This window comes from Pseudarthrobacter sp. Y6 (genome assembly GCF_050156205.1).
Lineage (GTDB): Bacteria > Actinomycetota > Actinomycetes > Actinomycetales > Micrococcaceae > Arthrobacter.
In genome coordinates this window covers 1239571-1262916 of record NZ_CP189574.1, presented here as the reverse complement: position 1 = coordinate 1262916, position 23346 = coordinate 1239571, and the positions used below count along the sequence as shown (strand labels likewise).

The following is a 23346-nucleotide window of genomic DNA, read 5'->3' as shown; positions in this document are numbered from 1 at the left end:
AAAAGTATCTGTGAGGTGAAAGATGGCCATCACCGGACATTCACGAATAGGGACCGCCTCAACCGCTGCACCCGCGGTAGTACCGCGGCGCAAAGGCGCCATGGTGGTCAGCTGGATGACCACCACCGACCACAAGGTCATCGGGTACATGTACCTGATCGCCTCGTTTGTGTTCTTCATGATGGCTGGTGTTATGGCCCTGCTGATCCGGGCCGAGCTCTTCGAACCCGGCATGCAGATCCTGCAGACCAAGGGGCAGTACAACCAGCTGTTCACGATGCACGGCACCATGATGCTGCTGATGTTTGCCACGCCGCTGTTCGCCGGCTTCGCCAACGTCATCATGCCGCTGCAGATCGGCGCCCCTGACGTCGCGTTCCCACGGTTGAACGCTCTGGCCTTCTGGTTCTTTCTCTTCGGATCCACCATCGCCGTCTCGGGCTTCATCACCCCGCAGGGCGCGGCGGCATTCGGCTGGTTCGCCTACGCCCCATTGAACAACACCACGTTCACCCCCGGCGTGGGCGGTGACCTCTGGGTCTTTGGCCTGGCGCTGTCCGGTTTCGGCACCATCCTCGGTGCGGTCAACTTCATCACCACCATCATCTGCATGCGCGCTCCGGGCATGACCATGTGGCGGATACCCATCTTCACCTGGAACACGCTGGCCACGGCCATCCTGGTGATCATGGCCTTCCCGCCTCTCGCCGCGGCCCTGTTCGCCCTGGGTGCGGACCGCAAGTTCGGCGCCCACATCTATGACCCGGAGAACGGCGGCGCTATTCTCTGGCAGCACCTGTTCTGGTTCTTCGGCCACCCCGAGGTGTACATCATCGCCCTGCCGTTCTTCGGCATTGTGTCCGAGATCTTCCCGGTATTCAGCCGCAAGCCGATCTTCGGCTACAAGGGCCTGGTCTACGCCACCATTGCCATTGCCGCCCTTTCCGTGACCGTGTGGGCGCACCACATGTACGTGACCGGTTCGGTCCTGCTGCCGTTCTTCGCCTTCATGACCATGCTGATCGCGGTCCCCACCGGCGTGAAGTTCTTCAACTGGATCGGCACCATGTGGCGGGGATCGTTAACGTTCGAGACTCCCATGCTGTGGAGCCTCGGCTTCCTCATCACGTTCCTCTTCGGCGGCCTGACCGGCATCATCCTCGCTTCTCCGCCGCTGGACTTCCACGTCTCCGATTCCTACTTCGTGGTGGCGCACTTCCACTACGTCGTGTTTGGCACCGTGGTGTTCGCGATGTTCGCAGGCTTCTACTTCTGGTGGCCAAAATTCACCGGCAGAATGCTCAACGAGCGCCTCGGAAAGATCCACTTCTGGATGCTGTTCCTGGGATTCCACGGAACGTTCCTGATCCAGCACTGGCTAGGGGTCAAGGGCATGCCCCGCCGCTACGCCGACTACCTGGTGGAGGACAACTTCGCCTGGATGAACCAGTTCTCCACCATCTCGTCTTACCTTCTCGGCGCCTCGATGATTCCGTTCTTCTGGAACGTCTACATCACATCGCGCAGCTCAGAGCGCGTGGAGGTGGATGACCCGTGGGGCTTTGGCGCCTCGCTCGAGTGGGCCACGTCCTGCCCGCCGCCGCGGCACAACTTCGCCTCCCTGCCCCGGATCCGTTCGGAACGTCCCGCCCTGGACCTCCACCACCCGGAGCTCAGCATCCGCGCGCACGAAACCACGCACAGCCCTGCCGCGGCCGCCCTGGGTGCTGCCGATATCGGCGAAAAGGACGTACGCAATCCAAACCCGGACCAGTGACAAGGGGTTGGGCCCGTAACCGGTGGTTGAGCCCGTCGAGACCGGTTGAGCCTGTGGAAACCCGGCCCTAACCCGACCGCCCCACTGCCTGCACCGCGAGCAGGAACTTCACGCCGCCGTCGGTAAGCAGTGCCCTACCAAGGTGCCCCACTTTCGGCGCCATCAGGTGCAGGCACTTGAAGTTCCGGTGCACTACGCGGTTGATGTCGCTGACCCATTCGTCAGGGATGGGATGGCCGGACCGGGCGACAGCTTCCACCAGGTAGTCCCACAGCTCCGCGGGCCGTTCCAGGCAGCGTTTGCCGCGAGGCGTGAGCACCAGCCTGCCCTTGAACTTCCGCAGGAGCTTCCAGTCGATGAGGTGCAGCCGGAGCTCGAGAACCGGCCGCGCGTGCGTCTCGCGGTTTCCCTTACCCATGATGGGATCGCTCCAGCCGAGCTCGTCCAGGGCGCGCTTGACCACGGTGGGCTTCAGGTAGCCGTCCTTGGTGAGTTCCAGGCCGTCCGGTGCGGCGTTTTCCAACAGCCAGCGGACCGGCAGCAGCACTGCGTCGCGCTCCTCGTCGCTGAGGGGCTGCGGCCACCACTGGAGGCTGAGCAGCCGGAGTTTGCGGTTGGCGGCCTGGCGGTCGAATGTTGCGGGTGCGAAGTACTTGCCATACTCGCCCGTCACGCCGGAGATCCAGTACCTCGCCTTTGCGTGTTCCGGATGCACCGGGTCCGCGACGATCTGCAGCAGTCGCTTGTGGCCGTGCGGCCCGCCGGAGTCCTCCACGGGTCCGCGGTTGGCGCCATCAACGCACAGCAGTTCCCCGACCGGAAGGTCCGCTGAACCAAGCACCTCCACGTGGTGCGTCCAGCTATCACCAAAGTCGTACTCGTGTTCCAGTGTGGTTCCCGGCTTTTGGGCATCCAGCAGTTCGGAAAGGACGACGCCGGAGGCCGGCTCTGCGTCCAGATCTTCCGTGAGGTCGTGGGGACCCGCAATCTCCCGCGGCTTTCCGGCGCGGTCCACCCAGCGGATGGCGTAGAGGTGGCTGTTTTCCCAGCCGAAGGCGGCCTGAACAGCGAGGTGGAACTCGGGAACCGTCAGCGCCACGGGGACCTGCAGCGTTCGCCAGATCAAGGGTTCGGTGTCCGTGATGCTGATCCGGAGGCCGAAGGCGGGAACGGTTCCGGAAAGTTGCATGGGTGCCATCTTGCCAGAGTGCGGCGGGGGATCCGTCACGGTGCGGGTTCAACGGACTCAACGCACTCAACGGCATAGGGTTTGGTCGCCGACCGCCGCAGCGGATGACGCAGGCGCACCTGGTACGGACCATTCCGGAACGTGGCGCGGGGGTCCATCTGGACAACCAGGAGAGGTTCGTCGCGGGCGCAGTCCAGCCGCACCACCATGCCATCTCGCCGCCCGTCCACGTACAGCGGGGTTGCCCGCTCCACCGCAGTTTCCTTGAGGCGTTCCCGATATTCCTGCCCTGCCGCCAGGAAGAGGATTCCATGGGCCAGCCCCATGACTTTCAGGGGGATCACGGCGTCAGGCGGTGCGGGATCAGGGGTGGGCCGGGGTTGCAGGTGGTATTCCTGCGCAGCTGATGCCCTAGCCGCCTTCGCGTGCCGGTTGCATTCCGTGCACCGGGTCCGCGCCCCCACGTCGACAAATAGGGTCACGAGCAGTCCTCTGGGGCCGCGGTCCCAGTTGTCGGCCACCACCTGGCACCACGCCGTGTGGAAGTCCGTCCCGTATTTCATCACGTACACCTGGTCATCGCCCAGCAGGGGCGCCCCATCCCGGCGGGCGGCGGGCTCCACCGGCTTGAGCTCGCCGAGGCCTCTTGCCGCTGCCTGGGCGGGGCGGCTGACGCTGAGGTACTTGCGGATCAGCGGGCTGAGCTGGCGTTTTGGTAGTGGCACGGAAGTGGGGGCCTCTCTGTGCGGCGGGAACGATGCGATCACCACAACTGGGTTAAAAAAGCAGGGCCGGTCAAGTGACCGGCCCTGCTTTGAAAATGAAACCCTAAGGCCCCAGAATCTCTAAGGAATTAGAGTGCCTGGATGTTGACGGCCTGGGGACCCTTGGGGCCCTGCTCGGTTTCGAAGGAAACCTTCTGGTTCTCTTCGAGTGAGCGGAAGCCGGAAGAGGCGATCGCGGAGTAGTGAGCGAAAACGTCCTGTGAGGAGTCATCGGGGGAAATGAAGCCGAAGCCCTTTTCAGCGTTAAACCATTTGACGGTACCAGTAGCCATTATTTTTGTCCTTCGTGAAGGTGGAGGAAAAGTCCCGACTTTCGGGTCCTCCGGTGTGGGGTGTTCAAAACCGCTACTTCAGAAAGACGCGGACTTTCGACCGCGCGTACTGCCTGAACTACGAACCGCATAAACACAACAACAGGATCAACACTACAGGAGATTCTGAAGACCATTTACCACCCGCCACCAGGCCCGGTGGTTGAGCCTGTCGAAACCCAGGCGTAGCGTTCTCCCATGGGACCAATTCGTGCCATTCTTCTACCGGGTTCTGTGCTCCCCGCCCAGGCCGCATACGGCGGACTCATCGCAGCCCTCGGGCCGGGCGTCCAGGCAATCGCCAAGGATCTCGAGCTCTACGCGGACGATGGCCCGCCGGCGGACTGGAGCCTGGACACCGAGATCGACGGCGTGCTGCGCGATGCCGATACGCAGGGATGGGAGACGTTTCATTTGGTGGGCTATTCAGGTGGCGGCGCGGCGGCGCTGGCGTTCGCGGCCAAGCACCCTGACAGGCTGCTGAGCCTGGCGCTGCTCGAGCCTGCCTGGGCCGGGAACTGGGACTGGAGCCCTGCCCACACGGAACTCTGGAAGAAGTACGAGCAGCTGGAAAAACTCCCCCCGGAGCAGTTCATGCCCGCCTTCATGAGGCTGGGAGTTAAGCCCGACGTCGTCCTTCCGCCGCCGCCGGATCCCCCGCCGCCGTGGATGGCCAAACGGCCCGCGGGTATCAGGGCGTTCCTGCGGACCTTCAAAAACTATGACCTGGAGAGGGCGCGTTTGGCCGCCTTTCGCCAGCCTGTCTTCTTCGCCCTCGGCGGCCTGAGCAATCCCGATGAGTACGGCGATATTGCCAGCCGGCTGTCACGGGTCTTCTTCCCGGACTTCCACCTGGAAGTGTTCCCCAAACGCCACCATTTCGACCCGCCACACCGGATCGAGCCCGAGCGGCTGGCTGAGCTGCTCCGGCGGCACTGGGAGCTCGCGGAAGCAGCAATCCCTGACTGATTCTTGCCTTCAGGCGCAGCGGTTGCTACGGAGGTAACCATGGCGACCCATCGCCATCAAGGCAGGCCTCAACGTCCTTTCCCCCGGTGGTTGAGAGCGCCGGTGGTTGAGCCGGCCTGCCTAAATCCGGCCACAATTATCGGCTACAAAATGTTAGAATGAGCACATGGCGCCGAAGTGGGTGGGATCAAGCGAAAGACACGGGATCCCGAGGGCCGACCAGATCCATGCCATCCTAAGTGCCACCTTTGAGGCCGAACTGGTGGGCGAGGCGCAAGAGGGCCGGATTATGCTGTTCATCGGACCGGCTCATGAGCAAACCGATCGAGAGTTGGAAATCCTCGTGAACGATTTTCCTGGCACAGGCAAAGAAGCCGTCGTGTTCCATGCAATGACACTCGGTCCAAAATTCAAGCGATTTCGGGAGGAGCACCAGCCATGACTGATCAGAGGAAACCGGACTACGATGCACTGGCCGATCGACTGACCGGCGACTCGCCCCTGGAGGCGGCTGCTGTACAACTCGGGAGCGACGCCGCTGCATCTGGGCGCGCGTTCCTGTTGCGCGAATACGGCAGTGATACTGCCATCAGGCAGGCCATACGTCGCGGCCGGCCCCGCGTAGGGGACTCCACGCCAGGCGAATCCGCCACAGTGCGTGGACGGATCGCCGATGTCGAATACCGCGCTTTCATGGAACTGGTGACGGAACTGGGTAAACCGCAGTCCGAGCTTATTCGCGAAGCCGTGCACCTATTACTGGAACACCACAAGAAGCTCGCCAGTTAGGCTCAAAATCAGCTCAAGTTAAGCCGCATGAACTTAAGGCTGTCGTAACCCGGTGGTTGAGCATGCCGAAACCACCGGATCTCGACAAGGTCGATCACCGGAGACGACAAGCTCGATCACTGATGCTCTGCCCGTGTAGCTTAGGAATAACAGCACCCCTGCATGAGGACTCCATGGACTTCTACGCCATTAACGCACTGCGTGAGAACCACGCCGGGTGGTCTCTGCTCCGCGCACAGAACGCCCCGCTGGCCGTGTCCTTCTTCATAAGGGCCTTCACCGGGCCCAACCAGAGGGACATCGGCCGGCAGGAACTGATCGACCACCTCGATGATGTCCTGTTCGGCCTCCGCGACGTCTACGGCGAGGACAAGTTTCCCCGGCCGGCCGGGGAGTACCTGGACGAGTGGGCGGCCCCGGAACGGGCCTGGCTGCGGAAATATTACGTCCCCGGCCAGGACGAGCCCCGCTACGATCTCACCGCCGCCGCCGAGGACGTGGTCCGCTGGGTGGAGAGCCTGAGCGGGCGGGACTTCGTGGCCACCCAATCCAGGCTGACCAGCATCTTCGCTGTCCTGAAGGCCCTGGTCCAGCAGTCCGAGACCGATCCGGAGGTAAGGCTCGCCGAGCTCCAGCGCCAGCGGGACGGGATCGACGCCGAGATGCAGCGCATCCGCGACGGCAACATCCGCGTCATGACCGCACCGGAAGCCCTGGACCACTTCCAGCAGCTGACCACCCTGGCAAAGGACCTGCTCTCCGATTTCCGTGAGGTGGAGCAGAATTTCCGGAAGCTGGACCGCCAGGTCCGTGAGCAGATCGCCACGTGGGACGGTACCCAGGGCGAGCTGCTGGCCTCCATCTTCGCCAACCAGCAGGACATCAGCGGCTCGCTCCAGGGCCGCACGTTCCAGGGCTTCTGGGACTACCTGATGTCCCCGCAGCTGCGCACCGAGCTGCGGGACCTGCTGCAGCGGGCCACCCAGATCGACGCCCTGGCCAAACTGGACAACCTGCACGCCGTGACCAACCTGCACCAGGACTGGCTGCCCGCCGTCGAACAGACCCAGGCCACAGTCCGCCAGCTCTCACAGCAGATGCGCCGGCTCCTGGATGACAAGGTGTTCCTGGAGAACAAGCGCATCATGCAGCTCGTCAGGAGCATCGAATCCGGCGCGCTGGGCACCCGGGAGGTACCGCCGTCGGGCGTTTTTATGGAGATCGCGGCGCAGTCCGTGGACGTCGTGCTCCCCTTCGAACGGCCGCTGTATGAGCCGAGCCGACGGATCATGGTGGACGACGTCGTTGTGGCGGCAAACGATACAGACGTGGATGCAGGAGCCCTGTTCAGCCAGTTCCATGTGGATACGGAACGGCTGAAGTCCAACGTCGACGACGTCCTGGCCGGCGCCGAGCAGGCCACCCTCGGCGAAGTAGCGGCCGCCCACCCCCTCTCCCAGGGGCTGGCCGAGATCGTGGCCTACTACCAGCTCGCCACCGAATCGGACTGGGCCTCTATTAACCCAGCCGAGTCACAGCAGTTGTCCTGGCAGCTCCCGGACGGCAGCATCCGGGAAGCCACCGTCGAACAGATCATCTTCGTGAGGCCCGCATGACCACCACAGACGCACCGGAAACACACACGCCCGAGGAACTTCCCGGCGTCGTCACCAAGCTCTTCAAAGGCGTGGTGTACGCCGAGTCCGACGAGAAAATCTGGCAGTCGCTGCTGGGCCTGTCCTCCCATGTCCGCGACTACGTGGCCGTGCTGGGCCTTGACCTGATCCTTGACGAGTCCGAGGGCTACGCGTTCCTGAAATCGCGAGAGGATCCGGACGGCAACCTGCCGCGGCTGATCCCCCGGCGCCCGCTCACCTTCAACGTCAGCCTCCTCCTGGCGCTGCTCCGCGGCCGGATGCTCGAATTCGACACCAACAGCAGCGAACTGCGCCTGATCATGACTGAACAGGACATCGCGGACATGGTGTCGGTCTTCCTGCCCGAATCCAGCAACGAGGCGCGGATCCTGGACCAGCTCGGCACCAACATCAAGAAAGTCGTGGAGCTGGGCTTCCTGCGGAAACTGCGTGGCCAGGCGGGAACCTACGAGGTAGCCCGGATCCTGAAGGCCTACGTCGATGCCCAGTGGCTGGAGGAATTCGACGCGCGGCTGGCCGACTACCGCGCCTCGCTCACCGGAGAGGACCGCTCATGACCGCCGAAACGGCCACCGCCATTAAGGACGGGGCTGACCAGCAGGAGATGCTGTTCAGCCTGGATGAAAAAGCGGACGACGCCGGCACTCCCCCGGGCTTCCGGCTGCACCGCCTGGAGCTGCTCAACTGGGGCACCTTCCATCAGGAGGTCCGGACGTTCCGGCTGGACGGCTCCAACAGCCTCCTGACCGGCGACATCGGCTCCGGGAAGTCCACCGTGGTGGATGCCATCACCACCTTGCTGCTGCCGGCCAACAGGATCGAGTACAACAAGGCAGCGGGTGCGCAGAAGAAGGAACGCACCCTGATGTCCTATGTGCGGGGCTTCCACAAGAGCACACGGAGCGCCGGCGGCGAATACTCCAAGCCGGTTGCGCTGCGCGGCACCGGCAAGCTCACGGTGGTCCTGGGCGTCTTCCAAAACGCCGTCCTGGGCAAATCAATCACCCTGGCCATCACCCTCTGGGCCATGCAGGAGGCCGGCCAGCCCAACCGCTTCTACTCGCTGGTGGAGGGCGAGCAGTCCATCGCCGGGGACTTTGCCAACTTCGGCCAGGACCCCGCGAAGCTGAAGAAGCAGCTCCGGGCTGCCGGTGCGTCCATCCATGAAACCTTCGAGCCCTACGCGGCGGCGTTCAAGCGGCAGTTCGGCATCAGCGGCAACCAGGCCATGGAGCTGTTCCACCGCACGGTGTCCATGAAGCAAGTGGAGAACATCACCAACTTCGTGCGCACCAACATGCTCGAGGAAGACGACGTCGAGGCCCGGATCGGCAACCTCATCCACCACTTCGACGACCTGAAAAGAGCCCACGACGCCGTCCTCCGGGCCAAGGACCAGATCGCCCTGCTCACCCCCATTACCGAGGGCGCGGCCCAGCACACCGCCCTGAGCCGGGACGATGAATTCGCCCGGCAACAGCGGGACCAGCTCCACCCCTGGTTCACGGACCGGAAACTGCAGCTGAGCATCGAGCACCAGACGGAACTGCAGAACACCGGCCTCCGGCTGCAGGAGGACAGCGGCAAACTTGCCACCGAAATCACCCAGCTCCGCCTCGACCTGGCCGCCGTTAAGGAAGACATCCGAAGCAACGGCGGCGGCAGGCTGGCCGCCATCGAGGCCGAGGCCGCGCGGCTGGGCGAGGAGTCCCGGTCGCAGCGGGTGCACTTTGAAAAGTACGCCGAAGCCGCGGCGGACCTCGGTCTCCAGGCCCCGGCGGACCGCGTCCAGTTCGACGCGAACCGGGCCCGGCTCGCCGACGTCGAAAAGGAACTCGCCGCCACAGCCAACGAAGCGCAGGACAGCCGCACCGAACTGACCATGACGCGCACAGTGCTCACCGGCCGGGCCACGGACATCGCCGCGGAGCTGACCAGCCTGCAAGCGCGTCCCAACCTGCTGCCGCGCCCCCAAGTGGAGCTCCGCCGTCGGCTCTGCGACGGGACCGGCATCCAGGAATCCGAGCTGCCGTACGCCGGCGAGCTGCTGCGCGTGCGCGACGGCGAAGCGGCCTGGGAAGGCGCCGCCGAACGCACCCTGCGCGGCTTTGCGTTGTCGCTGCTGGTGCCGGCGGAGCACTACGCGGCGGTGAGCGGCTGGGTGGACTCCAACAACCTGCGCGGGCGGCTGGTGTACCTGAAGATCGGCGAAACGTACGCACCGAAACCCGCGGAGGCAGGAACGCTGGCGGCGAAGATCGCCATCAAGCAGGGCACGCCGTTCCGCAATTTCCTACTCGATGAGCTCAGCAGCCGCTTCGACTATTTCTGCTGTGACACCCTGGAGGACTTCCGCCGCCGTTCCAAGGCCCTGACAGCCAACGGGCAGCTCAAGGGCGGCCGCGGGCGGCATGAGAAGGATGACCGGCAGGACCTGTCGGACCGCCGGAACTACGTTCTGGGCTGGGACAACCTGGACAAGATCAGCCGTTTCCGTGCCGAACAGGACGAGGTCCAGGGCCAGCTCAGCGTGGTGGCCGGCCAGCTGTCCCGCGTCAACGATTCCCTGGGTGCCATCGGCCGGCAGAACCAGCAGCTGGGCATCATCGGGGCGGTGTCCGACTTCGCCGAGCTCAGCTGGCAGCTCACCGCCCGGCGTATCGAGGAGCTTAAGGCGGAGAAGGCCCAGCTGGAGTCCACCAGCGATGTGCTGCGGCAGCTGACGGCGAAGGAGGCCGAGCTCTCCGGAAAGCTGGAACGACTGCAGGTGCGGGCCGATGACGTCCAGCGCCGGATCGGCTCCAACGAGGGTGCCGCCAAGGACATCGCGGAGGCGATCGAGGACTGCCGCGACGTACTGCGGGAGACCCCGTTGACGGACGACGCCGGCGTGCTGGCCGCCGTCGCCCGGCTCGCCGCCAAGGAACTCGCCGGCAAACCGCTCACCTATAAGAACACCGGCACCGTGGAAAGTGCCGTCCGGTCCGGGCTGACCGACACCATCGACGCGCTGTCCAAGCAGATCGCCCGGGCCGCCGAGAAGACCGTGCGGCTCATGGCCGAGTTCCGGAACAAGTACCCGAACGAGACCACGGAGATCGACGCCGCCCTGGAATCCGCCGTCGACTTCGGCAAGCTGCTGGAGCAGCTGGTCAGCAACGATCTCCCACGCTTCGAGGCCCATTTCAAGGAGTCGCTGAACCAGAACACCATCCACGAGGTGGTGGCGTTCAACGCGTTCCTGGACAGCCGTCGGCAGGACATCGTGAACCGGATCGGCGAAATCAACCTGTCCCTGGCCGGCATTGAGTACAATTCCGGGCGGCATATCCAGCTGGAGCACCAGAACAGCTCCGACCTGGATGTGCGGCAGTTCGGGATGGACCTGCGGGCCTGTTCGGAGGGCACCATCGGCGACGACGACCAGTATTCCGAGCAGAAGTACCTGCAGGTGGCGCGACTGATCGAGCGCTTCCGGGGCCGCGACGGCTACACCACCCTCGACGAGCGCTGGACCGCCAAGGTCACGGACGTCCGGAACTGGTTCACGTTTTCCGCCTCGGAGAAATGGACCGAAACCGGCGAGGAATTTGAACACTTCACGGACTCGGGTGGCAAGTCCGGCGGTCAGAAGGAGAAGCTCGCTTACACCATTCTCGCCGCCGCCCTGGCCTTCCAGTTCGGGCTGGCGTCAGGTAAGGGTGCGGGCAGGAACGCCGGCAGCGGGCGGAGCTTCCGGTTTGTGGTGATCGACGAGGCGTTCGGCCGCGGTTCCGACGAGTCGGCCCGGTACGGTCTGGAGCTGTTCCAGCGGATGAAGCTGCAGCTGCTGATTGTCACCCCGCTGCAGAAGATCCACGTCATCGAACCCTTCGTGTCCCACGTGGGGTTCGTGGCCAACACTAACGGTGACGATTCCCAGCTGCGGAACATGACCATCCAGGAATACCGGGACGAGCGGGACAGGCGTGCCGGCTGAATCCTGGACCACACTGGCCGACCTTCGGGCGCAATCGCTGAAGGCCTGGGGCAGCGGCGCGCTGCTGCGCGCGGTGCTGGAACCCGGCGGACTGTACCCCCGCCGTCGTCCGTTGAAGCGTCCGACGGCGGCGGGCCTCTTACGCGATTATGCGGCGGCGAGTGCGTGGGCGGCTGAGTTGTTCTCAGCCGTGGGTCCGTTCAGCCTCGAAACAGCAGAGGTGGGGCGCACCACGGTGGGGGCCAACCAACTGCCGGCGGCGGCGGTCTTTGCCGACACCGACTCCGAAATCGCCTTTGTGGGCAAGGCCAAGGAGGCAGCCCGGTTTGTGGAGCTCGACGGGGGTCTGGCCGCGCTGCACGCTTCCTTCCGCGGGTGGACGCTGAGGCGGCCGCTCAAGCTGTTGGAGCTGGGGGCCGACGCGCTGACGGCCGCTCGCGTGGCGCTGTGGCTGCAGGACAATCCCGAGCCTGGCATCTACGTGCGGCAGCTGAGCCTTCCCGGTGTGCACACCAAGTTCATCGAGAACCACCGGGCGGTGATCAGCGAGCTGGCCATGGGGCTGCGGGCGGATTCGGCGCGCGCCGAGATTGAGTCAGTCGATGAATCGCTTCCTGACTCTCCCGCCGAGCCCGGCTCGCTGCTGGGGCTGGCACCCGCCCGGACTCCCGCGGCACGCTTCGCCGCGGGGCACGGCTTCCTGCATCCGCCGGAGCTTGTCAGGTTCCGCCTGCTGGATCCTGCCGTGCCGCTGCTCGGCAAGGCGCGGGATCTGACCGTGACCGCGGAAGCCTTCAGCACGCTGCGCCTGCCGGTCGCCAAAGTGCTGATCACGGAGAACCTGGTCAACTTCCTGGCCCTCCCCGAGCGACCGGACACTCTGGCGATCTACGGCGGCGGTTATGGGTTCACGTCGCTGCGGGACGCCGGGTGGCTGCGCGACTGTGAGGTCCTGTACTGGGGCGATCTGGACACCCACGGGTTCCGGATCCTGGACCAGCTCCGTGCGGTCCACCCGCATGTGGTGAGCGTACTGATGGACGAGGCCACGCTGCTGGCCCACCGCGACGCCTGGGTCCCCGAGCCGACGCCATCGACGGCTGTGTTGAGCCGGCTGACTGCTGACGAGTCCGCGCTCTACAAAGGACTCAGCAGTGAGTCCTTTGGGACGGCCGTCAGGCTGGAGCAGGAGCTGATCCGCTGGGACTGGGCGCTGGAGCGGCTCGATATCAGTCGCTGAGGCTGCTCACGGTGACTTCGAATTCTTCCACTTCGACGATCTGCGTCTTTTCCGCCTCGCTGTTCTCCTTGCGGATCTTGTTTGCTTCCTGCCGGCTTGCAGTCATCGCTTCTTCGGTATCCCAAAGCGTGATGGAGATGGCCTTGTCTGATTCCTTCCCGTTCAGGTAATAGATTCCCTTGCATCCGGAGAGCTGGAGCACCCTGCGGACGATGTCTTCCGACGGGGTGTCTGAGACCGTCTCGGGGCCGGTCTTGTAGGTGCTAACTCTAGCGAACATCGCTTTTTCCTCCGTAGTGACCGCGTGGAACCGCCAGCCGGCTCCGTTTGCGACACAGGAACCAGTCCGTGCGGCAGGAACCTGGCGTTGCCAAGCGGCAAAATTCTGCCGGATGGGCTCGGTTCCTTCCATCAGTAAGAACCGGTCAGCATCCAAATGCAAGGCCCTGGCAGTGGCCAGCTGTGAGTGCTGGCAGTGCGGCCGATGACAGGAGTAAATCCCTTGCTCAGGGAGGTAGTTCAACCTGTCCCCGGACATCCGGGATTCTCCGGAATTACAATCTGTTAACGCCCGACCGAGCAAGGGAAGGCATTTTGGCGAATTCAGGATTTCAGTGCTCGAAGGGTTTCCTTGGGGCCGCGGAGATGCAGGCTGGCCGACGGAGACCGGGGCCTCGGCGTCCGGGAACGCGACACCGAGGCCCGGAGGAGCTTCTACGGAGTCTGAACTGAGCGTAACGGACGCCCCTGTCAAAACCCCGCGCACGTGGAGCCGCCGGTAATTATCCGGCCCCGCCCGCAGTCCTCCACAGGACTGTCGGTGGCGCCGTGTAACTTAGGCGTAACATCACCCCGGTCCGAGGACGCCATGAACAGAGCCACACCCAGGCCGCGCGTGTGGAGCCTGCAGCGGGAATGGTCCCGGGCGTTCGCGGTCATGCTGCTGGCTCTGCTGATCGGTGCGGCGGTCACCATTGCGGGGGTCCGGTCGGTTGTGAACGAGATGGAAGGTGCGGCCGGGCGGCTCCGCGCCGAGTACGGCGCCGTGGCGGAACTGGCAGCGGCCCTTGACGCGCATGAGCAGCTGGGACACCAACTGCTGGCTGCAGCACCTGTGGACAGGCAGTCGTTTGTCCTGGAACAGCAGAAAATTGAGGGACTCTTCACAGCCGCGGCTGCGCTCGAGGCTGAAGACGACGGCAGGCCCGCGGCCCTTTCCCAGGCGCAGCAGGACTGGCAGGCCGGCCTGGAGCAGGGCGGCCTCTGGGGTGACCAGCTGCCAGGCCTCACGGGGAACAATGTGGCTAACGCTCCGGCCTTCGCGGCCGCCAGCGCCGACGTCCGGACCCAACTGGCGGCAATCCAACGTACCTCGCTCCAGGCGCTCGACAAAGGGATCGTGGATACTACCGACCTCGAAAACCTGCTGATCGTGGCCAGGTCCGGGCTGCTGTTTGTGGCGATCGGCGCCACGCTGTACTTCCGCCGTCGTATGGTCAAGGACCTGATCCGGCCGGTGAACAGCCTGCGCCGGGGCGTCCAGAAGCTCCAGGCGGGGACTACAGCCACCGCCTGGACGTGACACGGCACGACGAGCTGGGCGAGGTGGCCGTGGCGTTCAACGGGATGGCCGCCGCGCTCCAGGACAGCCACACCACCCTGACGTACCGGGCCACGCATGATGAGCTCACCGGGCTCGGCAACCGTGCGGCCCTGGCTGAGCGGATGGCGGCGTCGTTCGAACCGGACAGCGGCGTCCGGACCCGGCACGACGGCCCGCTGTTCATCGACATCGACGACTTCAAGGACGTCAACGACTCTTTGGGCCATGAAGGCGGCGACGCGCTGCTGGTCCTGCTGGCCGAGCGGCTGCGGGCCAGCGTCCGCAGCCACGACCTGGTGGCCCGGCTGGGTGGCGACGAGTTCGCCGTCGTTGTTTTGGATAACGACGACGGCACTCCGGCAACCGGTCCCGTCGCCGAGCGGATCTACGATGCGCTCAGCGATCCGTTCGTGATTGGCGACCGGTCGCTGAGGGTGTCGCTGAGTATAGGTGTGGCGCAGCGGACCGCGGACACGGCGGACGTGACGGAACTGCTGCGGCAGGCCGATTCGGCCATGTACCGGGCAAAGCACGGCGGGAAGGCACGGTACGAAATCCACGGCGGCTAAACCCGTGGTTGAGCTTGCCGAAACCAGCCGCAGGGCCTACGCTCACATTCCCCGCGGCGGATTGTCGAGCAGTGGCGCAAAAAGCCCCATCTCCGTTTGAGGTATCCGGCAGGCATTTGCCGCATCCCTCCAGGTGCTCAGCGCGTTGGCCACCGAAGCAAGGATTCTTTCCCGCTGACCGGGTTGGACGAAGTAGTCCGCCGCTTCAAGGAGTGCCAACATGGCGTAGTCCCGGGTGATCGCTCCATAGACGGCAGAGCTGCGCTCCGCAGCCATATCCGGATGCAGGCTGACGTCAAAGGCTGGCGAAAACCGCCAGCCACTGGGTCCGCGCACGAAGCCGTGGTTTCGGAGGTGGTCGTCGGTATTGTTCACGGCGATGTTGAATGCAATCCTCCGGAACAGTTCTTCACGGTCAGCGTTGGGCTCTTCGGAGGTCTCATCGATAACGTCCAAAAGATCGAGGTAGTCGCCGTGCGCGCAGTCGCTCTGCTGAAGCATGGTCATGGTCGACGCATAGCCGATCCTTCGCTCCCCAACCCGGTCAAAGCGGCCGAGCACGAGGACTGGATCTGCGCCCAGGTGCACGAGCTGGTGGCTGGGAACGGCGATGCCTGCGGTGGCAGCCATCTGCAGCACGGCCGCCTCCCAGGCAATGACCGCCCACTGATCGCCTTGATGCCCGAATTTGGCAATAGCCAGCTGGCCGCTGTCCTGTACGGATGCCTTGGGCCGGGCACCTCCAAGGCTCCCCGCCCCGGCGTCGAGCAGCCTCTTGAGGGCGCTCAGGTTATCCGGATGGTTCGCGACGTCCTGCGCGGCATGGCGCAGTTCGGGCAGCTGAACGAGCGTGGGTACGTCAGTTCCATCGCTCAAATGTGGTCCGTCGCCAACCCGAAACCTCAGCGCACCCTTCCTGGTGCGATCGGACACCCCAATAAGGAAGTCCCGGGCGGACGGGCGTCAACCCGGTACTGACGGTAACCTCGATAACCCTGGTCATCGAGCACCCTGTGCGGACAGTGATCTTCACGTGAACTGCCGGCGACCCGGCCGGAATAACGGGTACGGTTGCGCTTACCTGCTGAATAGGCCAGCCACCGGTATTTTCGACTTCCAGACACTCGCCCGCGTTAAGAGCGCCGCCGGCACCGCTGAAATCCGGTCCGAACTGCGGGGCGACCGTTGATCACCTACGTGGACACCTCGCAGCGCCGCCGGCGCCCGTTCCTTCCCTCAAGATAGCGGAGTCACCTACCTGGTCCTCTCCGTCTACCGTTTGGTTTTCGACCAGGAATCGGCCGCCAACTTCGTGCCGCTGAACGGCTTCGACAACGGGCTGCACCTGGTGCTCGGCGGCGGGATGATCGCCCTGGCGCTCATCCTCACCAGTGGCCAAAAGGCCCGCGGGTAAACATTTCCCCTATACGGAACCGCAATTCAACGCCCGACGGCGGGACTCACCCTCTGGTGGGTCCCGCCGTCGTCGTTTCCCTGCCGTTATCCGGGCCGCTGACGTCAGCTAAATGCAGCGGGGCTGGTAGGCCGGATCGGCGGGGCCGGAAGCCTGTCCCAGCGCGTTGGCCACGAGCTGGTGCACCACAGGGTCGTTCGGAGTCTGGTCATGTTCGATGAGATCGGCCGGGCACTTGTCCTGGATGGTGATGTTGGTGACCTGACGTGCCGGGCCGTTAAGGAACTGGCTGTTGTAGGGAATCACCACTTCGTCGTGGACCGTGGAAATGACGGTGTAGGAAGGTCCGGCAACAGTGTCACCGATGGAGTTGAGATTCTGCATGAATGCCGATCCTGCCTGCTGGTCGGCGCAGGCGGCACAGCCCAGGCTGGTGTAGGCCAGAGGCGGGACAAAGCCCGGCGGCGGGACGATCACACCTTCCGTGCCATGGTTGGAAGGTGCGATGCCAACCAACTGATGGACATACTTGGCTCCGCCGAGGAAGCCCACGTAGTAGCGGGGCATCATGCCGCCCTGGCTGTGGCCCACCAGGTCCACTTCCGTGGCGCCGGTGGCAGCGCGTACCGCGTCCACGAACGGGGCAAGCTGCTTTGCGGAGTCGGTTACCGGCGCGGTGGCGTACACGCCGTTCGTCTCGCCGTAGTTGAGGGCAAAAACGCAATACCCGGAGCTTTTGAGGTAGGGCGAGAGGGTGGACCAGTTCTTCGCCATACTCTCGAAGGTCCCAGGCACCAGGACCACGGGATAGGGGTGCTCGGCGGATGGCTTGCAGGACCAGTCGTTGGCTCCGGGCGGGGAAATATCAACGATGCCTGCCTGGGCGGGAGCCACTGCAACGGAGCCGGCGAGGAATGCGGCTGCGGCGATGGACAGGGTTCTGGTGAGCAGTGACATAGAATCCTCTTTGTTCGTGTGTCAGCGGGTGGGACCAGCCGCGGCTGCTGGTTCTTCGTGTCAACCAAGCCTTGGCCGGGGGTTCTCCCATGCTAGGCAGCCCGGAAGCCTCTGCGGCGTTGGCTGCACGAATGTGCGCACGAAAAAGGGCTCCTCAGCGGAGCCCTTTCCCCTCGGCGAACACCTCCGTCCACCTCATTGTTACTGGTGAGTAGCCTTTGGTCCCGCACCCGGGGTCTGAGATGGCGGCCAAGAGCGGCTGCACAAATGTTCACTGCTGGCGCTGCCAGCCTGCGGCCGTGTGGCGGGACCGGGGCTTGGGGCTTGGCGTAGTCGGCTGGGTAAGGTTCCCGCAGCTGCTGTCTGCCAGCTGCCGGTGTGGCCCTCCCTGGCAGAGGGCCGCATCGTGGGCGTTTTACGGACCGGCATGCCCGCATTCGTCGTTGAGTTTGAAGTCGGACCATGCCGGGCTCGAGAAGTCCGTGAATCCGTCCGAAGTAGCGCTCAGTGACCGCAAGGAACTGGTGTCCGAGTGGCTGCCGTAGCCCGGCGTGACTCCCGGCGGGTCGGCGACGTCACCAAGCGGTTGGTTCTCAAAAGCGGTTCTGCTCGCGCAGTCGTATGACTCCACGATCGGATGGATGGTTGCCGACGCGGCAGGAGCGAATCCCAGCGCCCCGGCAAAAACGACAGCTAAAACCGCGAGTGATTTCTTGGTTGTGTTCATTTTCTTTCCCTCGAGTTCGGTTCAATTCGATTCAAAGAAGTCATGGTCCGGCAACAAGGATGTCTTCAATGGCTTCCTCGCAGCCTGGTACGTGTGTGCCAGCATGGACCTGCGAGAACCTGCTCACAATTTGGCCCGCATTATCGAAACCAAAGGAAGCGGCAGCCCCCTTGACCTCGTTGATGATGTCCTTAATGGCGCCGGGGCCGTCGGAGACGGCATGGTCCGATATGCCAAGTCCGGTGCAGGCAGCGTGTTCGTTGGCTATCTCGGCTGATGCCGGAACAGCTCCTGCAAAAAGCATGACAAATACTGCGGCGCCGACGGCAGCGGACGTACGTTTGATGTTCATGGATATCTCCTAATATAGGGCTTCGGCGAAGCCCCGATATCCAGGCGGAGAAGGATATGGAACCCCGCCAGTGAGGCCATTCTCCGCTTGGACGAGGACCCCCGCAAGAGGGCGCGTTGACTCATCAAAGATGCCCGCGTAGCTGCTATCGAAGAATCATTTGGTAATGCCCGCGTAGCGGCGCGTCTGCTGGGGTGGTATCCGCTGGCCCGGCACTGTGAGCCATGGAGCTTTCGATGAGCGAACGCAAGGCCGTCACGAAGACCACTGCCCTCCGATATGCCCGGTCGGACCGTGCGGCCAAGAAGACCATCCTGGACGAGCTGTGTGCCCTGACGCTTTGGCACCGGGACCATGCGCGTAAGGCGCTGCGGCAGGCGCTGGTGCTCAAGCAGGTCAAGTCCCGGCCGCCCAGGCCCGCGCTCTATGGCGAGGACGTGATCGAGGCGCTGCGGTTCTGCTGGGCCGTGCAGGGCACCCCGTGCGGGCGCCTGCTGGCCGCAGCGCTGCCGGATTTGGTGCCGCGGCTGCGCCGGTTCAAGGAGTTGGCGATCGAGGACGGGACGGCGGCGTTGTTGCTGAAGATCGCTCCGGCCACCATCGACCGCCGGCTCAAGGGTGACCGGGACAAACTCGATCCAAGGGGCCGCTCCCACACGAAGCCCGGAACACTGCTCAAGGACTCCATCCCGATGCGGACCTGGGCCGAATGGGACGATGCGGTGCCCGGCTTTGTGGAGATTGATCTGGTTGGCCACGAGGGCGGCAATTCGGGGGTGAGTTCTGTTTCACCCTGACGATCACTGACATTTCCACGGGGTGGACCGAGACCCGGTCGGTGCGGAACAAGGCCCAGAAGTGGGTGTTCGCCGCGATCAAGGAAGCCACCGCGGCGTTCCCGTTCCCGATCCGGGGGATCGATTCGGACAACGGGAGCGAGTTCATCAATTGGGGGCTGCTGCGGTGGTGTGAACAGGAGCAACTGACCTTCACCAGGTCCCGGTCCGGGAACAAGAATGACGGCGCGCATGTGGAACAGAAGAACTGGCATGTTGTCCGGCAAACCGTCGGATACCACCGCTACGACACGGCGGCCGAACTGGAACTGCTGAACCGGATCTGGGCGTTGCAGGGGCGGCTGACCAATCACTTCGGACCCCAGCAGAAACTCGTCCAGAAGATCCGGACCGGCGCAAAGATCAGCAAGAAATATGACCGGCCGGCAACCCCGTACCAGCGGGTCCTGACCGACGAGGGCACGGTCCAGAAAGGTGTGAAGGCGAAGTTGAGGCGGGAGAACAAGCCCTTGAATCCGGCGGCAATCCAACGTCAGGTTCAAGCACTCTGCGCTGAACTTCTCACCCTCACCACGGCCAAGCAAGGCCCCAAGAGCCAACCACCCATCCGGGCACAATCAAATGATTCTTCGATAAACGCTACGCGGGCATCTTGACATGATTCCTCGGGGAGGGCCGGAGAACTCCCGAATTGGCCTCCTGTCATGGGTCACCGCCGGTGCCGGAAATGCTTCCGGTTTCCCTTGTCCAACAAACGCGTCATACCGTGGAGTAGGCTGAAACCTCCCAGACACCACTAAGCGAGGCATAACGTGCACCAGGACGCTGTCCGGTTCCTGTCCCAGCCTGTGAAGGCCCAGCCCGGCTCGCCGCTCCGGGCTGCCGTATACTCCCGGATCGCCGAGGCCATCCGCAACAGCCTGCTGACGCCCGGTTCCATGCTCCCCACCGAAACGGAGCTCGGCGCGGACATGAAGGTCAGCCGCACCGTGGTCCGCGAAGCCCTGATGCTGCTGGAGGAGGACGGCCTCATCCGCGCGCGCCGCGGCGTGGGCCGCTTCGTCGCCGACACCCTCCCCCGCATCGGCATCGAGCGGATCCGGCCCTTCGAGGAAGTCCTCGGCGGCCCGGGCCAGCAGTTGGAAATCAAACGCATCCAACGGGAGCGGCAGCCCGCGTCCGAGTTCGTCGCCCCCGGCGTGGGCGTGGAGCCCGGCGCCGACTGCTGGCTCTGGGAGTCCGTCCTGATCCGCGACGGCGAGGCCATCGCCCACCTGCAGGAAAACATCTCGGCGCTGCCGGTGAGCCTGGGCAGCAGTTCCGGCGCCTCACCGTTGGACATAGTCGACGACGGCGGCGCCACCCTGCTTGCCACCCTCACCAAGGAGCTGGGCCGGTTGTCCGGTCCCGGCGAGTGCCAGATCAGCCTGAGCCAGGTGGGGCCCAGCCGCGCCAAGCTGCTGGACCTGCGCGCTGCGGATCCGGTCCTCGTGCTGACGCAGTACGTCAGGCACGCGAACCGGCCCTTCTACCTGGCCAAGTGCCTGGTTGCGGCACGTGCCGGGCACCTGTCAGTGATGCAGTCCCTGCAGTCCTAGACCCAAGGACCGGAAACTACCGGACGGCCCTGTCTGCGTTCACGCGGCCATGCGCCCAGTATGTGCCAGTGCCGGAAATCGGGTCCGCGGATGATTCGATATTTGCGCGGACTGACGTGTTCGTGGCGCCAGGGTGGGAGCTCCAGGCAAGCGCGGCAGTTGCAGCGACGATAGGTGAGGACATTGAGGTCCCGTTGCCGACGTCGTAACCGAAAGAGCGGTTGTTCTGCGTCCCGAGGACAAAGGTGTGCTTCGGGAATGTCGAGTAGACATTGACTCCGGGTGCTGCGACGTCCACCCAGCTGGCTCCGTAGGTTGAGAACGATGCTTTGGCGTCGGTGTTGTCGGTAGCGGCGACTGCAATGACGTTGGGGTATGCGCCTGGGTAGATCTTGGTCTCGTTACCGCCGTTGCCTGCTGCGCCAACGAGCACCACACCCTTACTCCAGGCGTTATTGACGGCAGTTTCGAGGGTGCGAGACGCCCGCACTCCGAGGCTCATGTTGATCACCTGGGCACCGTTACTTACGGCCCAGTTGATACCGTTCGCAAGGCCTGAGCTGGATCCAACCCCGCTGTCGTTAAGGACTTTGCCGTCCAGGATGGTGCAGCCGGGGCACACGCCGGCGACACCAATCGTGTTGTTGGCGGTGGCGGCAACAATGCCGGCCACGTGGGTGCCGTGGCCGTAATTGTCCTGACCGGATTCACCATTACTAAAGTTGGCCCGTGCAACAACCTTCGGTGTGATGTCGTCGTTGTCGTTTGTGACCCCTGAATCGAGCACAGCAACCCTGATGCCACTGCCGCTGGTGACGTTCCACGCTTCGACGGCGTCCACATCAGCGTCCGCTACGCCCCCGGCCACAACCAGGGTGCCGGCGGTGTTGGTAAAAGATTGACCGGTGTTCTGCAGGGCGTACTGCCGATCGAAGTACTGGTCAGCCGAGGCGGCAGAGACCAGCTGGTCCGGCTCGGCGTACTCAACTGCCGGGTTCTGGCTGAGGGCGTCGATGAGCTGAAGTTCCTTGCCGGCCGGCACGGTGATGAGGTGGGCGCCGGTGCTGCCGATACCGGTGCCCTCGCTGAGGCCATGCTGGTGCAGTACACCGGCTGCCGCGCCATTGTCGCGGAATTTAATCATGATTTGACCCGCGATGTGTGACGACTGAGGCGCTGCAGTGCCCGGTGCTGCGAAGGTGATGGCGCCAAGCCCCATGATTGCTGCGGTGAAACCGGCGATGAGCAGTTTTTTCATAGGGCTTATCTTGCGCCTACCTGGACCGGCTGGATAGGGGTCAGGGCGCCAAAGGTGTCGGTGTCCGCCGCACCCGCGGCCAGTGCCGCCGTCGTACTTTCAGAGAACGACAGCAGCGTCTCCACCAGGTGCGGCGCGAAGTCACCTTCCACTTCCAGCACCACTCGGCAGCGGGCGCCGGGCTGCTCCGGGTAATCCATGTGCACGCCGCGCAGGTCGCAGATGGTCTGCCCTCGTCCCGGCCCGGAAGAGGTGTCGACGGAGGCACGCACCAGCGGCGCCAGAGAGGCCTTAACCCCGCCCACCGCGAGCGCCGCCGCCAGCGGATCGTGCATCGCGGAGCAGGGCCGGCCGAAGATGCCCTCGTAGAACCGGAAGTAGTAGCCCAGCATCTCGCCCAGCGCCCGCGGCACAGGACCGGGAGAAGCAAGCAGCTCCTGCCGGTGGTGCTCCTCCAGAACAGAAGTCATGGTCACGTCCAGCGGCACAAGGGTCACGTCCCAGCCGGGCTCAAACAGCTGATGGCACGGCAGGGCCACAGGGTCCTAGCGGACTCGTCCAAGCACGATCATCGGCCGTTTCATGCTTTAGCGCAGCTTGCGTTGCCCTGGACTCTGGTAGCGGACGACGGCGCCGACTCGGCTGAGCCGGAGAAGTTCCGGAACGCGGGGGTTGCGGTGGAGTCGGCGGAGGTTGGGCTGTTGGGCGGAATACAGCCTCGTTTTGGCAGCCCAGAGTAGCCGCACTGCTTACACCTGTTCGACAGGACAGGGGAATTATCGAAACGGACTAGTGGACCGAAGGAGAGCAACTTCGCCGTATCCTGTTCATTTGCCTAACCTGTGTTCGTGCGCCGCTGACTATCACCACACTCCGAAGCTCCTTTTCGTCTTCGTAGGCTTGGTACTTGAAGCTGGCCACATGGAGGATCGTCTGCAGTCGTTGGGCCTCCGACCGCTCGAGGTTATCGCGACGGCCCGGATCATCGAGGCTATCTGCGATCTCTTGAAGGAGCAGCTCGCTGCGCGCCAACTGCACGCTTTTTCGGTAGATGATCTTTATCCAAGAAATACCCCAAATGTTTGGGGACGATGCCTCAAACTTTCTCGGATCGGAATGAAGCGGGGCAGCTAGCGCTCCCGGGGACTTCTTACGCTCCGCCTTGATCCGAGACAGCGCAAACGCCGAACGGGCTTGAGGACGCCCCGTCGCTGACCTCGGTAAACCACGAGGAACGCGGGCAGCTGCCCAGCAGGAGCGGCACTTCTACCGGCAATGTGACTGTGCGGCTAAAGCCCCTCATGTCACTGGAGGACCTGGACGAAAGCCCGCCTTTGTTGATCCCGAAAAATAGACACGCAAAGGTGAGGCAAC

The 23346-nt window shown here is 64.0% G+C and carries 22 protein-coding genes and 2 pseudogenes; 14 read left to right on the top strand and 10 right to left on the bottom strand.

The features are described from left to right. Window positions 1–22: 22 nt before the first annotated feature. Window positions 23–1777, top strand: a complete 1755-nt coding sequence (ctaD, locus tag ACQCSW_RS06080) for a cytochrome c oxidase subunit I (RefSeq protein WP_426989947.1) — start codon at window positions 23–25, stop codon at window positions 1775–1777. A 67-nt stretch (window positions 1778–1844) separates the two neighbouring features. Here ctaD and ACQCSW_RS06075 read toward each other — a convergent pair whose 3' ends face one another. The 3 genes from ACQCSW_RS06075 to ACQCSW_RS06065 all read right to left on the bottom strand — a co-directional run bounded on the left by ACQCSW_RS06075 (window position 1845) and on the right by ACQCSW_RS06065 (window position 4023). Then, on the bottom strand, window positions 1845–2975 hold the full coding sequence (locus tag ACQCSW_RS06075; protein ID WP_426989946.1) for a plasmid pRiA4b ORF-3 family protein: 1131 nt from the start codon (window positions 2973–2975) through the stop codon (window positions 1845–1847). Window positions 2976–3001: 26 nt separating this feature from the next. Further along, on the bottom strand, window positions 3002–3691 hold the full coding sequence (locus tag ACQCSW_RS06070) for a hypothetical protein (protein WP_426989945.1): 690 nt from the start codon (window positions 3689–3691) through the stop codon (window positions 3002–3004). A 128-nt stretch (window positions 3692–3819) separates the two neighbouring features. Beyond that, window positions 3820–4023 (bottom strand): cold-shock protein, encoded by a 204-nt coding sequence (locus tag ACQCSW_RS06065; RefSeq protein WP_024365339.1) that lies wholly within the window; start codon window positions 4021–4023, stop codon window positions 3820–3822. 237 nt (window positions 4024–4260) lie between these two features. Between ACQCSW_RS06065 and ACQCSW_RS06060 the strand changes: the two genes are divergently transcribed. From ACQCSW_RS06060 to ACQCSW_RS06030, 7 genes are all read left to right on the top strand, one after another. Further along, window positions 4261–5031: an alpha/beta fold hydrolase gene (locus ACQCSW_RS06060; RefSeq protein ID WP_426989944.1), complete on the top strand. Its 771-nt coding sequence runs from the start codon at window positions 4261–4263 to the stop codon at window positions 5029–5031. 166 nt (window positions 5032–5197) lie between these two features. Further along, window positions 5198–5473, top strand: coding sequence for a hypothetical protein (locus ACQCSW_RS06055; RefSeq protein WP_426989943.1), 276 nt, complete (start codon window positions 5198–5200; stop codon window positions 5471–5473). Continuing rightward, window positions 5470–5820 carry a hypothetical protein gene (locus ACQCSW_RS06050; RefSeq protein ID WP_426989942.1) on the top strand — a complete coding sequence of 117 codons (351 nt, stop codon included), beginning with the start codon at window positions 5470–5472 and terminating at the stop codon, window positions 5818–5820. Before ACQCSW_RS06055 ends, ACQCSW_RS06050 begins: the two co-directional genes overlap by 4 nt. A gap of 173 nt (window positions 5821–5993) precedes the next feature. Further along, window positions 5994–7436 (top strand): DUF3375 domain-containing protein, encoded by a 1443-nt coding sequence (locus tag ACQCSW_RS06045; protein WP_354249387.1) that lies wholly within the window; start codon window positions 5994–5996, stop codon window positions 7434–7436. Continuing rightward, window positions 7433–8035 (top strand): DUF4194 domain-containing protein, encoded by a 603-nt coding sequence (locus ACQCSW_RS06040; RefSeq protein ID WP_426989941.1) that lies wholly within the window; start codon window positions 7433–7435, stop codon window positions 8033–8035. The genes ACQCSW_RS06045 and ACQCSW_RS06040 overlap by 4 nt, the downstream gene beginning before the upstream one ends. Beyond that, on the top strand, window positions 8032–11457 hold the full coding sequence (locus tag ACQCSW_RS06035) for an ATP-binding protein (protein ID WP_426989940.1): 3426 nt from the start codon (window positions 8032–8034) through the stop codon (window positions 11455–11457). Before ACQCSW_RS06040 ends, ACQCSW_RS06035 begins: the two co-directional genes overlap by 4 nt. Beyond that, window positions 11447–12697, top strand: a complete 1251-nt coding sequence (locus ACQCSW_RS06030) for a Wadjet anti-phage system protein JetD domain-containing protein (protein WP_426989939.1) — start codon at window positions 11447–11449, stop codon at window positions 12695–12697. The genes ACQCSW_RS06035 and ACQCSW_RS06030 overlap by 11 nt, the downstream gene beginning before the upstream one ends. Here the strand turns inward: ACQCSW_RS06030 and ACQCSW_RS06025 are convergent. Continuing rightward, complete coding sequence (locus ACQCSW_RS06025; RefSeq protein ID WP_354249392.1) at window positions 12687–12977, bottom strand: hypothetical protein; 291 nt, start codon at window positions 12975–12977, stop codon at window positions 12687–12689. The genes ACQCSW_RS06030 and ACQCSW_RS06025 overlap by 11 nt on opposite strands. Before the next feature lie 588 nt (window positions 12978–13565). Between ACQCSW_RS06025 and ACQCSW_RS06020 the strand changes: the two genes are divergently transcribed. Beyond that, window positions 13566–14279: a hypothetical protein gene (locus ACQCSW_RS06020; protein ID WP_426989938.1), complete on the top strand. Its 714-nt coding sequence runs from the start codon at window positions 13566–13568 to the stop codon at window positions 14277–14279. After that, a complete protein-coding gene (locus tag ACQCSW_RS06015; RefSeq protein WP_426989937.1) occupies window positions 14276–14869 on the top strand; it encodes a diguanylate cyclase domain-containing protein in 594 nt (197 codons plus the stop codon). The genes ACQCSW_RS06020 and ACQCSW_RS06015 overlap by 4 nt, the downstream gene beginning before the upstream one ends. Before the next feature lie 42 nt (window positions 14870–14911). Here ACQCSW_RS06015 and ACQCSW_RS06010 read toward each other — a convergent pair whose 3' ends face one another. Then, window positions 14912–15745 (bottom strand): type II toxin-antitoxin system HipA family toxin, encoded by an 834-nt coding sequence (locus tag ACQCSW_RS06010; RefSeq protein ID WP_426989936.1) that lies wholly within the window; start codon window positions 15743–15745, stop codon window positions 14912–14914. 343 nt (window positions 15746–16088) lie between these two features. Here ACQCSW_RS06010 and ACQCSW_RS06005 point away from each other — a divergent pair. Then, window positions 16089–16283 (top strand): annotated as a pseudogene (locus tag ACQCSW_RS06005) (DUF4383 domain-containing protein); the annotation flags it as partial. Window positions 16284–16391: 108 nt separating this feature from the next. Here ACQCSW_RS06005 and ACQCSW_RS06000 read toward each other — a convergent pair. The 3 genes from ACQCSW_RS06000 to ACQCSW_RS05990 all read right to left on the bottom strand — a co-directional run bounded on the left by ACQCSW_RS06000 (window position 16392) and on the right by ACQCSW_RS05990 (window position 18319). Further along, a complete protein-coding gene (locus tag ACQCSW_RS06000) occupies window positions 16392–17240 on the bottom strand; it encodes an esterase/lipase family protein (protein ID WP_426989935.1) in 849 nt (282 codons plus the stop codon). A gap of 415 nt (window positions 17241–17655) precedes the next feature. After that, complete coding sequence (locus ACQCSW_RS05995; protein ID WP_426989934.1) at window positions 17656–17967, bottom strand: hypothetical protein; 312 nt, start codon at window positions 17965–17967, stop codon at window positions 17656–17658. 40 nt (window positions 17968–18007) lie between these two features. Beyond that, window positions 18008–18319, bottom strand: coding sequence for a hypothetical protein (locus ACQCSW_RS05990; protein ID WP_426989933.1), 312 nt, complete (start codon window positions 18317–18319; stop codon window positions 18008–18010). Window positions 18320–18555: 236 nt separating this feature from the next. On the opposite strand from ACQCSW_RS05990, the gene ACQCSW_RS05985 reads away from it, so the two are divergent. From ACQCSW_RS05985 to ACQCSW_RS05975, 3 genes are all read left to right on the top strand, one after another. Next, on the top strand, window positions 18556–19116 hold the full coding sequence (locus tag ACQCSW_RS05985; protein ID WP_426989932.1) for a hypothetical protein: 561 nt from the start codon (window positions 18556–18558) through the stop codon (window positions 19114–19116). Next, complete coding sequence (locus ACQCSW_RS05980; protein WP_426990630.1) at window positions 19113–19772, top strand: hypothetical protein; 660 nt, start codon at window positions 19113–19115, stop codon at window positions 19770–19772. The genes ACQCSW_RS05985 and ACQCSW_RS05980 overlap by 4 nt, the downstream gene beginning before the upstream one ends. A 156-nt stretch (window positions 19773–19928) precedes the next feature. Beyond that, a complete protein-coding gene (locus ACQCSW_RS05975; protein ID WP_426989931.1) occupies window positions 19929–20714 on the top strand; it encodes a GntR family transcriptional regulator in 786 nt (261 codons plus the stop codon). Between the two features lie 16 nt (window positions 20715–20730). Here the strand turns inward: ACQCSW_RS05975 and ACQCSW_RS05970 are convergent, their stop codons facing one another. Together ACQCSW_RS05970 and ACQCSW_RS05965 are read right to left on the bottom strand one after the other, a co-directional pair. Then, window positions 20731–21972 carry a S8 family serine peptidase gene (locus tag ACQCSW_RS05970; protein WP_426989930.1) on the bottom strand — a complete coding sequence of 414 codons (1242 nt, stop codon included), beginning with the start codon at window positions 21970–21972 and terminating at the stop codon, window positions 20731–20733. Between the two features lie 5 nt (window positions 21973–21977). Beyond that, window positions 21978–22475 (bottom strand): annotated as a pseudogene (locus ACQCSW_RS05965) (nucleoside hydrolase); the annotation flags it as partial. Window positions 22476–23346 lie beyond the last annotated feature (871 nt).

What these genes read in the sequence shown, in the direction of transcription:
- ACQCSW_RS06075 (WP_426989946.1), bottom strand. Translation starts at nt 2,975, where the DNA reads ATGGCACCCATGCAACTTTCCGGAACCGTTCCCGCCTTCGGCCTCCGG.
- ACQCSW_RS06000 (WP_426989935.1), bottom strand. Translation starts at nt 17,240, where the DNA reads ATGTCACTGCTCACCAGAACCCTGTCCATCGCCGCAGCCGCATTCCTC.
- ACQCSW_RS06055 (WP_426989943.1), top strand. Translation starts at nt 5,198, where the DNA reads ATGGCGCCGAAGTGGGTGGGATCAAGCGAAAGACACGGGATCCCGAGG.
- ACQCSW_RS05990 (WP_426989933.1), bottom strand. Translation starts at nt 18,319, where the DNA reads ATGAACATCAAACGTACGTCCGCTGCCGTCGGCGCCGCAGTATTTGTC.
- ACQCSW_RS06025 (WP_354249392.1), bottom strand. Translation starts at nt 12,977, where the DNA reads ATGTTCGCTAGAGTTAGCACCTACAAGACCGGCCCCGAGACGGTCTCA.
- ACQCSW_RS06045 (WP_354249387.1), top strand. Translation starts at nt 5,994, where the DNA reads ATGGACTTCTACGCCATTAACGCACTGCGTGAGAACCACGCCGGGTGG.
- ACQCSW_RS06065 (WP_024365339.1), bottom strand. Translation starts at nt 4,023, where the DNA reads ATGGCTACTGGTACCGTCAAATGGTTTAACGCTGAAAAGGGCTTCGGC.
- ACQCSW_RS05970 (WP_426989930.1), bottom strand. Translation starts at nt 21,972, where the DNA reads ATGAAAAAACTGCTCATCGCCGGTTTCACCGCAGCAATCATGGGGCTT.
- ACQCSW_RS06035 (WP_426989940.1), top strand. Translation starts at nt 8,032, where the DNA reads ATGACCGCCGAAACGGCCACCGCCATTAAGGACGGGGCTGACCAGCAG.
- ACQCSW_RS06020 (WP_426989938.1), top strand. Translation starts at nt 13,566, where the DNA reads ATGAACAGAGCCACACCCAGGCCGCGCGTGTGGAGCCTGCAGCGGGAA.
- ctaD (WP_426989947.1), top strand. Translation starts at nt 23, where the DNA reads ATGGCCATCACCGGACATTCACGAATAGGGACCGCCTCAACCGCTGCA.
- ACQCSW_RS06040 (WP_426989941.1), top strand. Translation starts at nt 7,433, where the DNA reads ATGACCACCACAGACGCACCGGAAACACACACGCCCGAGGAACTTCCC.
- ACQCSW_RS06050 (WP_426989942.1), top strand. Translation starts at nt 5,470, where the DNA reads ATGACTGATCAGAGGAAACCGGACTACGATGCACTGGCCGATCGACTG.
- ACQCSW_RS05995 (WP_426989934.1), bottom strand. Translation starts at nt 17,967, where the DNA reads ATGAACACAACCAAGAAATCACTCGCGGTTTTAGCTGTCGTTTTTGCC.
- ACQCSW_RS06060 (WP_426989944.1), top strand. Translation starts at nt 4,261, where the DNA reads ATGGGACCAATTCGTGCCATTCTTCTACCGGGTTCTGTGCTCCCCGCC.
- ACQCSW_RS05985 (WP_426989932.1), top strand. Translation starts at nt 18,556, where the DNA reads ATGAGCGAACGCAAGGCCGTCACGAAGACCACTGCCCTCCGATATGCC.